Source organism: Sphingomonas sp., from assembly GCF_026460985.1.
Classification (GTDB): Bacteria; Pseudomonadota; Alphaproteobacteria; order Sphingomonadales; family Sphingomonadaceae; genus Sphingomonas.
Map to the genome: position 1 here is coordinate 1 of NZ_JAPKNM010000069.1, position 11037 is coordinate 11037.

The window sequence follows — 11037 nt, forward strand, 5'->3', positions numbered from 1 at the left end:
GGGGGCGGAACCCCTGCGCTCAATTGGAGAGTGTATCGCCTACCTCCCCCTCCGACGCCTTCGGCGCCACCTCCCCCTGGCGGGGGAGGATTTTGAATGTCGATCCGTCCTAGGTAACTCGCTCCCTCTCCCAATGGGAGAGGGATTTTCAATCCAGCAGTTCCACCGCTATCGCGGTGGCTTCGCCGCCGCCGATGCAGAGCGAGGCTAGGCCGCGCTTCTGGCCGTGGGTCTCGAGCGCCGAGAGCAGGGTGGCGAGCACGCGGGCGCCGCTCGCGCCGATCGGGTGGCCGAGCGCGCAGGCGCCGCCATGGACGTTGAGCACGTCATGGCCGATGCCCAGGTCCTTCATCGCGATCATCGCGACGCAGGCGAACGCCTCGTTGACTTCGAATAGGTCGACATCGCCGATCTGCCAGCCCGCCTTCTCCAGCGCCTTGCGCATCGCATAGACCGGCGCAGTGGTGAAGCGCGCGGGGGCATGGGCGTGCGCGGCGTGCGACACCACGCGCGCGACGGGGGTGAGTCCCAGCCGGTCGGCGACGCTTGCGCGCGTCATCACCAAGGCCGCGGCGCCGTCCGAGATCGACGAGGCGTTGGCCGCGGTGATCGTGCCGTCCTTCGAGAAGGCCGGCTTGAGCGTGGGGATCTTGGCGAGGTCGGCCTTGGCCGGCTGCTCGTCGAAGGTCGCGGTGGTGACGCCCTTGCGGCCCTTGACCTCCATGGGGACGATCTCGCGGTCGAACGCGCCCGATTGCTGTGCCTTCTGCGCGCGCTGGAGCGAGGCAATCGCGAATTCGTCCTGCGCGGCTCGGGTGAACTGGTATTCCTGCGCGGTCTCCTCGGCGAAGCTGCCCATCAGCCGGCCGGGCTCATAGGCATCCTCGAGCCCGTCGAGATACATATGGTCCTTGAGCACGTCGTGGCCGATGCGCGCGCCCGAGCGATGGCGCAGCGAGAGATAGGGCGCGTTGGTCATGCTCTCCATGCCGCCCGCGACGAGCAGGTCGACCGAGCCCGCGGCGAGCGCGTCGGCGGCCATGATCGCCGCCTGCATGCCCGATCCGCACATCTTGTTGATCGTCGTCGCCTCGATGTGATGCGGCAGCCCGGCGCCCAGCGCCGCCTGGCGCGCCGGGGCCTGGCCGAGCCCGGCGGGGAGCACGCAGCCCATGTAGATCCGCTCGATCGCGTCGCCCTTCAGCCCCGCGCGCTCGACCGCCGCGCCGACCGCGGTCGCGCCCAGATCGGTGGCGCTCGCATCGGTCAGGCAGCCCTGGAAGCTGCCCATCGGCGTGCGCGCATAGGAGGCGATGACGATCTCGTCGGCGGACATTTCGGTTCCTCTCGATTGTTGGGCGCGATCTAGGACGGCGGGGGGTGGTTTGCAAAGAATCTCCCCTCTCCCATAGGGAGAGGGGAAAACTATCGAAGGACCTGCATGACGCTCGTCGACATCCTGTGGCCGGTGCTGCTCGGCGGGCTTGGCCTCGTCTTCGGGAGCTTCATCGCCACTTTGGCGATCCGTTGGCCCGAGGCGCGCTCGGCGCTGCGGGGGCGATCGGAGTGCGACCATTGCGGCAAGGCGCTCTCGGCGCGCGAGCTGGTGCCGGTCATGAGCTATATGCTCCAGCGCGGCCGGTGCCGGGGATGCGGCGGGCCGATCCATCCGAGCCATGTGCTGACCGAGTTGCTCGGGCTCGGGATCGGGGTTGCCGCGGGGATCGCGATGCCTGGACCGGGCGGCGTGGCGGGGGCGGTGTTCGGCTGGCTGCTGCTGACGCTCGCGGCGCTGGACCTCGCGGTCTTCTGGCTCCCGAACCTGCTCACCGGCGCGCTCGCGGCGGCGGGGCTGGCGACGGGGCTGCTCGGCATCGCTCCGCCGATGGACGCGCGGATCATCGGCGGGATCGGCGGCTATGCGGCATTGGCCGCGGTGGCGGCTGGGTATCGGGTGATCCGGGGGCGGCAGGGGCTGGGTGGCGGCGATCCCAAGCTGTTCGGCGCGATCGGCCTGTGGCTCGGCTGGCAGGCGCTGCCCCTCGTGCTGCTCGCCGCCGCGCTGATCGGCCTGGCCGCGGTGCTCGGGCTGTGGATGGGCGGACGCAAGGTCACCGCGACCGATCGGATGCCGTTCGGCACGATGCTCGCCGCGGCGGCATTCACCATCTGGATCGGCCAGGCATTGACGCCGCCGCCTGCGCCGGACGAGATTGTCGCTACGGTTCAAATTCCGCCGGAGACCCAATGATGCGCGAACTGCTCGATCGCCAGCGCGCCGCGTTCATGGCCGAATTGCCGGTCTCGCTGGAGGTGCGCAAAGATCGGCTCGCGCGCGCCATCGCGATGATCGCCGACAATGCGGCGCGCTTCTGCGACGCGCTGTCGGAGGATTTCGGGCATCGCAGCCGCGAGCAATCGATGATCACCGACATCGCCGCGTCGGTGGGGCCGCTCCGGCACGCGCACAAGCATGTCGCGCGCTGGTCGCGATCGGAGCGCAAGCCGGCGATGTTCCCATTGGGGCTGCTCGGCGGGCGGGCGTGGATCGAATATCAGCCCAAGGGGGTGGTGGGGGTCATCGCGCCGTGGAATTTCCCGGTGAACCTCGTGATGAGCCCGCTCGCTGGAGTGCTCGCGGCGGGCAACCGCGCGATGGTCAAGACCAGCGAGTTCACGCCCGTCGTCGCCGCCTTATTCGAGGAGCTTGCGCCGCGCTACTTCGCGCCCGAGGAACTGGCGTTCGTGAGTGGCGGACCCGAAATCGGCAAGGCGTTTGCCGAGCTGCCCTTCGACCATCTGCTGTTCACCGGCGCGACCGGGATCGCGAAGCACATCCTCCACGCCGCCGCGGACAATCTCGTGCCCGTCACGCTCGAGCTCGGCGGCAAGTCGCCGGTGGTGGTGGGGCGCTCGGCGAACATCGCCCAGGCGACCGAGCGGGTGGCGCTGGGCAAGATGCTCAACGCCGGGCAGATCTGCCTCGCGCCCGACTACATCCTGGTGCCCGAGGAGAAAGAGGGCGAGGTCGTGGACGGGCTGACCCGCGCGGCCTCGGCCATGTATCCGAGCCTGCTGACCAATCCCGACTATACCGCGGTGATCAACGACCGACACCATGCGCGGCTGAACGACTGGATCGAGGATGCGCGCGCCAAGGGCGCCGAGGTGATCGCGGTCAACCCCGCGAACGAGGACTTCGCGGCCTCCAACTCCCGGAAGATGCCGCTCCACATCATCCGCGGCGCGACCGACGACATGACCGTGATGCAGGAGGAGATCTTCGGGCCCGTGCTGCCGGTGCGCGGCTATGCGACGATCGACGATGCGATCGGCGAGGTGAACCGCCGCGATCGACCGCTGGCGCTCTATTATTTCGGCAGCGACGGCGACGAGCGGCGCCGCGTGCTCGACCGGACGATCTCGGGCGGCGTGACGCTCGACGACGTGATCTTCCATGTCAGCCAGGAGGAACTGCCCTTCGGCGGGATCGGGCCTTCGGGCACGGGCGCCTATCATGGCGAGGCGGGCTTCCGTACCTTCAGCCATGCGCGGAGCATCTACAAGCAGGCGAAGCTCGACGTGGCGAAGCTCGCAGGGATGAAGCCGCCCTACGGCAAGGCGACGCAGGCGACGATCAAGCGGCAGATGAAGGGGTGAGTGCAAACCAATCCTCCCCCGCCAGGGGGAGGTAAGCGACGAACAGGCCGTCGTGCTTCCGCCCCCTCCGTCATGCTTCGCATGCCACCTCCCCCTGGCGGGGGAGGATCGACAGAGGCAAAAAAAAGGCCGCCCCGAGGGACGGCCGTTTAAAGTCTTAGGAGAGGATGCCTGAAAGGCCCGATCTTTCTGCATCGCAGCGCGTTATGTTGCAAGTGCGAAGTGATACCGGTATCATTGCACAGAATGCAATCGTACAGCGTTGTCACTTGCAGTGGACGGCGGATGGCAGCACGGTGCGGCCCATGGCGAAGACGCTCAAGCTCGACGAATTCCTGCCCTATCGGCTCTCGATCGCGTCCAATACCGTGTCGGACGCGGTGGCGCGGGCGTATCGCACGCTGTTCGGGCTGCGCATTCCCGAATGGCGGCTGGTGGCGGTGCTCGCCGAGGGCGGGGCGATGAGCCAGCAGGCCCTGTGCGGCCGCACGCGCATGGACAAGGTGACGGTGAGCCGCGCCGCGATCGCGCTCGCCGATCGCGGGCTGATCCAGCGCGCCGCCAATCCCGACGACCAGCGCTCGCACCTGCTGACGCTCTCGTCGCAGGGCTGGTCGCTCTACGAGCAGGTCGCGCCCAAGGCGCTGGAGTTCGAGCGGCGGATCTTCGAGACCCTGTCCGACGAGGAGCGCGCGCATCTGCGGGCGATGCTCGAGCGGATCGAGGCCGCGGCACTCGCGCTGGACGGGGTTGATTAGCGGCCGCGGGCCCGATACTTCGCACATGCCCTCCCCAGGTGATTGTGACGTTTGCCAGGAGGAGTTTCCATGTCCGCTTATGTCGATCGTGCCGGGCTGAAGGTCGCCGAGACGCTCGCGCGCTTCGTCGAGTCGCGCGTGCTGCCGGGGCTTGCGATCGAGGCGGAGGGATTCTGGGCGGGCGCCGCCGACATTTTCGCGCGCTTCGCCCCCGAGAACCGGGCGCTGCTGGCGAAGCGGGACGCCTTGCAGGCGCAGATCGACGCATGGTGTGAGGAGGACTGCGATCGCGCCGCCGATCCCGCGGCGCAGGAGGCCTTTCTGCGCGACATCGGCTATCTTGTCCCCGAGCCGGCGCCGTTCACGATCGGCACCGCCAATGTCGACGACGAGATCGCACGGATGGCCGGGCCGCAGCTGGTGGTGCCCGCGCTCAACGCGCGCTTCGTGCTCAATGCGGCGAATGCGCGCTGGGGGAGCCTGTATGACGCGCTCTATGGCACGGACGCGCTGCCGGGCGCGGCGAAACCGGGCGGCTATGACGCCGCGCGTGGTGCCCAGGTAATCGCGTGGGCCAAGGCGTTCCTCAACCAGACCATTCCCGTGCCGGGCGAGGACTGGGCCAAGCTGACCTCTTCGGAAGAGCCACCGATCTTTCTCGACAAGGACATTGCCGAGTTCATCAGCTGGCACGGCAATTCGCTCCTGTTCAGGCATAACGGCTTGCACATCGAAGTGGTGATCGATCGGGATCATCCGATCGGCAAGAACGATCCGGCAGGAATCGCCGATGTGCTGCTCGAATCAGCGCTGACCGCGATCATCGATCTCGAGGACTCGATCGCCGCGGTCGATGCGGAGGACAAGGTCGCTGCCTATGCGAATTGGCTGGGGCTGATGCGGGGCGATCTGGAGGAAAGCTTCGACAAAGGCGGAAAGCGGGTCACCCGCACGCTGAATGCCGACCGCAACTACGATCAGGGTGTGACCCTGCCGGGTCGCGCGCTGCTGTTCGTCCGCAATGTCGGGCACCTGATGACCACCCCGGCGGTGCTCCTCCCGGACGGACAGGAAGCGCCCGAGGGGATTCTCGACGCGATCGTCACCAGCCTGATAGCGCTCTACGACCTCAAGGGGCTGGGGCGGTTCCGCAACAGCCGCGCGGGATCGATCTACATCGTCAAGCCCAAGATGCACGGCCCCGAGGAATGCGGGTTCACCAACCGGCTGTTCGACGCGGTCGAGGACGTGCTCGGGCTCGCGCGGCACACGATCAAGGTCGGGGTGATGGACGAGGAGCGGCGGACCTCGGCCAATCTCGCCGCGTGCATCCATGCGGTGAAGGACCGCATCGCCTTCATCAACACCGGCTTCCTCGATCGCACCGGCGACGAGATCCACACCAGCATGTGCGCCGGTGCGATGATCCCCAAGGGTGAGATGAAGACCTCGGCCTGGATCAAGGCCTATGAGGACCGCAACGTCCGCATCGGGCTCTCCTGCGGACTGGCGGGCAGGGCGCAGGTCGGCAAGGGGATGTGGGCCGCGCCCGATCGCATGGCGGACATGCTCGCGCAGAAGGGCGCGCATCCGGAAGCGGGGGCGAACACGGCTTGGGTGCCGTCGCCCACAGCGGCCACGCTGCACGCGCTCCACTATCACCATACCGACGTGTTCGCCCGCCAGCGCGCGATCGCGACCGAACCGGTGCCACCGCTCGCGCCGCTGCTGACGATCCCCGTCGCGCAGGGTCGCAACTGGACCCCGGACGAAGTCGCGCGCGAGCTCGACAACAATGCGCAGGGCATCCTCGGCTATGTCGTGCGCTGGATCGATCAGGGGGTGGGCTGCTCCAAGGTTCCCGACATCCACGATATCGGCCTGATGGAGGACCGCGCGACCTTGCGCATCTCGTCGCAGCACATCGCCAACTGGCTGCTCCACGGGGTGGCGAGCGAGGCCGATGTCGACGCGGCGCTGCGCCGTATGGCGGCGAAGGTCGACGCGCAGAATGAAGGCGATCCGCTGTACCGGCCGATGGCGGGGCGTGAGGGCGAGAGCCTGGCCTTCCAGGCGGCGCACGCGCTGATCTTCGAAGGCACGGCCCAGCCCAACGGCTATACCGAGCCGCTGCTCCATCGCTTTCGGGCGCGCGCAAAGGCCGTGTGATTGCATTTGCAATTGCGCAGGTTACGCTTCGTTCCGGATATCCAGGGGGAAGTCATATGCGGAATTTGCTCGCCGGACTGGCGTTCGTCACCGTTGCAGTGCCGCCCGCCGCGGCGCAGGACAGCACGCCGGCGCGAGGTATCTTCAAGAGTGGCGAGGAAGTGTACGTCCAGTGCATCGCCACCGATCAGGCGAGCCTCGACAGGTGCGACTGGTTCCTGATGGCCGCGCACGACATGGCGACCTATTATCAGGACACCAAGCAGATCGAAGTCGATTTCTGCGTCCCCAAGGCCACCACCGCCGAGACGATACGCCGAGTGGCGGTGGATCGCTGGCGGGACAAACCGCAGTCGCGCCGCTATTCGGCGGTCAGCGGATTCCTCAACGCGCTGAGCGAGAAATATCCGGGGCCGTGCAAAGGCTGAGACGTTCCGGCTAGCCGCTGAGATGCCTGGCGAATCATGCTTGGGGGGAGCCAAAGCACATATGGGTCGTTACGCTTGCGAGAGGGCCGAGGTTCGCGGCTCCCGAGGAGGCGCGTGCGTAAAGGGGTGAAAGCGGTGGGGATGGCCGTACTGGCAGGGACGGCGTTCCTGCCGGGCTTGGCCTGTGCGCAGATCGCCGATCCGGGCCCCGGACAGGGCGCGCCGGTCGCGCCCGCGCCTGTCGACACTACCCAGACCACGCCGCAGGACGAGACGATCGTCCCCGATGCCGAGTTCGAGGCGGCGCTGCCCAAGTTGAGCGACGACATCAACGCGCCGCTCGAGCCGATGAAGGACTTCCAGCAGCCCGCGCAGCCCGTGACGCCGGGCACGGTGACCAGCGAGATCGAAAGCTTCCCGCCGCCCGCCGCCGAGGCGCCCGAATTCGCGCAGCCGCTCACTCCGCTTTCCGAGTTCAAGGTCGAGCCGGTCAAGATCGAAGGCGTCGACGACGAGAAGGCGACGACGATCCGCTACACCGTGGCGGTGGAGGGGCTCGACAAGATCGGGCTCGAGGGCCGGTTCCGCGACCTCTCGGCGCTGGAGGATGGCGACGGCAAGGCGGCCAATGCCGCGATGGTCGCCGCGCGGGCGCGCGAGGACGAATTGCTGGCGGTGCGGCTCATGCATTCGCTCGGCTTTTATGACGGGACCGCGATCTCGACGATCGAGCAGAACCCGCAGAATTCGGGCAATGTGCGCGCGACGATCACCGCCACGCCGGGCGCGCTCTACCGGCTGAACAATGTCGCGATCGTCAGCGGTCCGACGGTGCCCCCGGGGCTGCTCGACCGCGAACTCAACCTCAATCCGGGCGATCCCATCCAGGCCGAGCGCATCCAGGGCGCCGAGGCCAATGTCAGCCTGCGGCTCCCGCAGCAGGGCTATCCCTTCGTCAAGCTCGGCGACCGCGACATATTGCTCGACGAGGAGACGCACCAGGGCGACTACACGCTGCCGGTGGAGTTGGGCCCGCGCGCGGTGTTCGGCGAGATCGTCACCCAGGGCCGCCGCCAGGTGTTCGATGTCGAGCACATCAACATCCTGCGGCGCTACAAGCCCGGCGCGATCTACGACAGCCGCCAGGTCGACGATCTGCGCGAGGCGCTCATCGCCACCAGCCTGTTCTCGACCGTCTCGGTCGAACCCGTGCGCACCGAGAAGCCGGGCCCCGACGGCACCGAGGTGGTGAATTTGCTGGTGCGGCAGAACCGCGGGCGCCCGCGCACGCTGGCCGCCGAGATCGGCTACAGCACCGGGCAGGGGATCCGCGCCGAGGGCAGCTGGACGCACCGCAACCTGTTCCCTCCCGAAGGCGCCCTGATCGCCAGCGGCGTGCTGGGCACGCAGGAACAGGGGGTGACGGGCACCTTCCGCCGCTCCAACGCGGGCCGGCGCGACCGCACCTTCCAGGTGAGCGCGGCGCTCAACCACCAGGATTTCGCCGCGTTCGAATCCTATACCGGCTCGATCGCGGTGCGTTGGTCGCGCGATTCGACGCCGATCTGGCAGAAGCGCTGGACCTATTTCTACGGCGGCGAGATCGTCGGCTCGAACGAGGACCAGTTCAACTTCAACAAGGGCGCGCGCGATCGCGGCACCTGGCTGATCGCCGCGCTGCCGAGCTTCATCGGCTATGACGCGTCGGACAATCTGCTCAATCCGACGCGCGGCTTCCGCCTCAAGGCGAATGTCAGCCCCGAGACCTCGGTGCGCGGCGCCGCGCGGCCCTATGCGCGGCTGATGGCGGAGGGGACGGCCTATTATCCGGTCTCGTCGAGCGTTGTGATCGCCGGGCGCGCGCGGATCGGCTCGATCCCCGGCATCGCGCGCAACGACCTGCCGCCGTCGCGGCGTTATTACGCCGGCGGCGGCGGATCGGTGCGCGGCTTCGGCTATCAGGAGCTCGGCCCGCGCTCGCCCGATGGCCGCCCGGTCGGCGGGCGCAGCCTCAACGAGTTCGCGATCGAGGCGCGCTATCGCTTCGGCAATTACGGGATCGTGCCCTTCATCGATGCCGGGCAGGTCTATGAGGGGCTCTACCCGACGCTGCAGAACATGCGCTTCGGCGCCGGGATCGGCGGGCGGCTCTACACCAATTTCGGGCCGCTGCGCGTCGACGTGGCGACGCCGATCAACCGCAAGCCGGGCGAGTCCCGGATCGCGCTCTACATCTCGATCGGGCAGGCGTTCTGATGGCCACCGAACCGCCTCCGCCCACCGAGCCCGTCGAGGCGCCGGTCGAGTCCGTCACGGAGCGCAGGCCCGTGTGGCGGCGTGTGGTGAAATGGGGCGCGATCGCCGTCACGACGGTCGTGTTGCTGGTCGGCCTGCTCGTCATCGGGATCAACACCCAGCCGGGCCGCGATTTCGTCGCGCAGCAGATCGGGCGGCTGACCCTGGCCTCGGGGCTCAACTTCCGCGTGCGGCGGATCGAGGGATCTTTGTTCGGCGCGATGACGCTGCGCGACGTCGAGGTGCGCGACACCCAGGGCGTCTTCGCCACGTCGCCGGAGATCGGGCTCGACTGGCGTCCGCTCGCCTATGTCCGCAACCATGTCGACATTCGCAGCCTCACCAGCCCCCGGGTGCGGTTGCTGCGACGGCCCGCGCTCAAGCCCTCGACCGATCCCAAGGCGCCCCTGCTTCCCGATATCGACATCGACATCGCGCGGCTCGAGATCGCCCGGATCGACATCGAGCCGGCAGTAAGCGGGCAGCGGCATATCGGCCGGCTGCGCGGGACCGCACACCTTTCCGACGGGCGCGCCCAGATCGTCGCGGACGCCGCAACCATCTCCGCGCCGGATGTGGCCGGGGGCGACACGCTGGCGCTCAGGCTCGACGCGGTGCCCGAGCAGAACAAGCTCGATGTGGACATGCGGATGAACGCCCCGGTGAAGGGGCTGGTCACCGGGCTGATGGGGCTCGATCGCCCGCTCGCGCTCAATGTCGGCGGGCGCGGCAGCTGGCAGAATTGGCGCGGGCAGGCGAGCGGGACGCTGGGCGGGCGGCGTGTCGCCGATCTCACCGTGGCGGCGCAGAACGGCCGCTTCCAGGTCCGCGGCCCGACCTGGCCGGGGGTGTATATGCAGGGGCCGGTCGAGCGGCTGGCATCGCCGCAACTCGACGTCGCGCTCGACGCCGTGTGGCGCGATCGCGCCGCCGACGGGCAGCTGAAGCTGCGGTCGCGGGCATTGTCGGTCGAGGCGAAGGGGATCGTCGATCTCGGGCATAACCGCTTCGGCAATCTCAACGTCGACGCCATCCTGCTCACGCCGGGGGCGATCGCGCCCAACCTCAATGGCCGATCGGTGCGCGCCGCGCTGGCGCTGGACGGACCGTTCAACCGGCCGGTGGTCGACTACAAGATCAGCGCGGCATCGATCGGCTTCGGCGAGACGATCGTCGAGCAGCTTCGGGCGGAGGGCCGCGCGCGCGTCGACGCCAATCGCATCCTCGTGCCCGTCCGCGCCCGCGCGGCGCGTGTTTCGGGGCTCAACGCCGCGGTCGGCGGGCTGGTCACCAATCTCTCGATCGCCGGCGACCTCGCCATTTCGGGCAACCAGGTCCTGTCGGACAATCTGCGCCTGCGCTCGGATCGCGTCGACGCGACCGCGATCATCGCCGCCGACATGGGCCGCGGCCGCTACACCGGCGCGATCAAGGGCCGGGTCAACAACTATGCGATCAACGGCGTCGGCGTGGTCGACCTCACGACCGACGCCGAGCTGTTCGCCGCGCGTGACGGCGGCTGGGGCATACGCGGACACGTCGCCGCAGAGACGCGCCGGCTGACCAACCAGGGCGTGCGCAACTTCCTCGGCGGCAATGCGGTCGCCTCGGCACATGTCACGCTCGGCCCCACCGGCGTGATCGCGGTCAACGACATCCGCATGCGCGCGCCGCAATTCCGCATCCTGCGCGGCTCGGGGAGATACGACCCAGCCGGTCCGATCCTG

7 protein-coding genes and 1 pseudogene are annotated in these 11037 nt (G+C 68.4%); 7 read left to right on the top strand and 1 reads right to left on the bottom strand.

Annotated elements, in window-relative coordinates:
- Positions 1–148 precede the first annotated feature (148 nt).
- On the bottom strand, positions 149–1336 hold the full coding sequence (locus MT490_RS11750; RefSeq protein WP_297387650.1) for an acetyl-CoA C-acyltransferase: 1188 nt from the start codon (positions 1334–1336) through the stop codon (positions 149–151).
- 105 nt (positions 1337–1441) lie between these two features.
- On the opposite strand from MT490_RS11750, the gene MT490_RS11755 reads away from it, so the two are divergent.
- From MT490_RS11755 to MT490_RS11785, 7 genes and pseudogenes are all read left to right on the top strand, one after another.
- A complete protein-coding gene (locus MT490_RS11755; protein ID WP_297387654.1) occupies positions 1442–2251 on the top strand; it encodes an A24 family peptidase in 810 nt (269 codons plus the stop codon).
- Entirely contained in the window at positions 2251–3660 is a 1410-nt protein-coding gene (locus tag MT490_RS11760) for a coniferyl aldehyde dehydrogenase (RefSeq protein WP_297387665.1), read from the top strand. Before MT490_RS11755 ends, MT490_RS11760 begins: the two co-directional genes overlap by 1 nt.
- A gap of 305 nt (positions 3661–3965) precedes the next feature.
- Positions 3966–4418, top strand: coding sequence for a MarR family transcriptional regulator (locus MT490_RS11765; protein WP_297387656.1), 453 nt, complete (start codon positions 3966–3968; stop codon positions 4416–4418).
- Positions 4419–4487: 69 nt separating this feature from the next.
- Positions 4488–6587, top strand: a complete 2100-nt coding sequence (locus MT490_RS11770; RefSeq protein ID WP_297387658.1) for a malate synthase G — start codon at positions 4488–4490, stop codon at positions 6585–6587.
- A gap of 56 nt (positions 6588–6643) precedes the next feature.
- Positions 6644–7015, top strand: a complete 372-nt coding sequence (locus MT490_RS11775; RefSeq protein WP_297387661.1) for a Rap1a/Tai family immunity protein — start codon at positions 6644–6646, stop codon at positions 7013–7015.
- 141 nt (positions 7016–7156) lie between these two features.
- Positions 7157–9271 carry a BamA/TamA family outer membrane protein gene (locus tag MT490_RS11780; protein ID WP_297387663.1) on the top strand — a complete coding sequence of 705 codons (2115 nt, stop codon included), beginning with the start codon at positions 7157–7159 and terminating at the stop codon, positions 9269–9271.
- A pseudogene (locus tag MT490_RS11785) lies at positions 9271–11037 on the top strand (hypothetical protein); the annotation flags it as partial. The gene MT490_RS11780 and the pseudogene MT490_RS11785, both read left to right, overlap by 1 nt.

Bases quoted from the DNA above. Each gene is read 5' to 3' on its own strand.
- MT490_RS11750 (WP_297387650.1), bottom strand. From the start codon at position 1,336: ATGTCCGCCGACGAGATCGTCATCGCCTCCTATGCGCGCACGCCGATG.
- MT490_RS11755 (WP_297387654.1), top strand. From the start codon at position 1,442: ATGACGCTCGTCGACATCCTGTGGCCGGTGCTGCTCGGCGGGCTTGGC.
- MT490_RS11760 (WP_297387665.1), top strand. From the start codon at position 2,251: ATGCGCGAACTGCTCGATCGCCAGCGCGCCGCGTTCATGGCCGAATTG.
- MT490_RS11765 (WP_297387656.1), top strand. From the start codon at position 3,966: ATGGCGAAGACGCTCAAGCTCGACGAATTCCTGCCCTATCGGCTCTCG.
- MT490_RS11770 (WP_297387658.1), top strand. From the start codon at position 4,488: ATGTCCGCTTATGTCGATCGTGCCGGGCTGAAGGTCGCCGAGACGCTC.
- MT490_RS11775 (WP_297387661.1), top strand. From the start codon at position 6,644: ATGCGGAATTTGCTCGCCGGACTGGCGTTCGTCACCGTTGCAGTGCCG.
- MT490_RS11780 (WP_297387663.1), top strand. From the start codon at position 7,157: ATGGCCGTACTGGCAGGGACGGCGTTCCTGCCGGGCTTGGCCTGTGCG.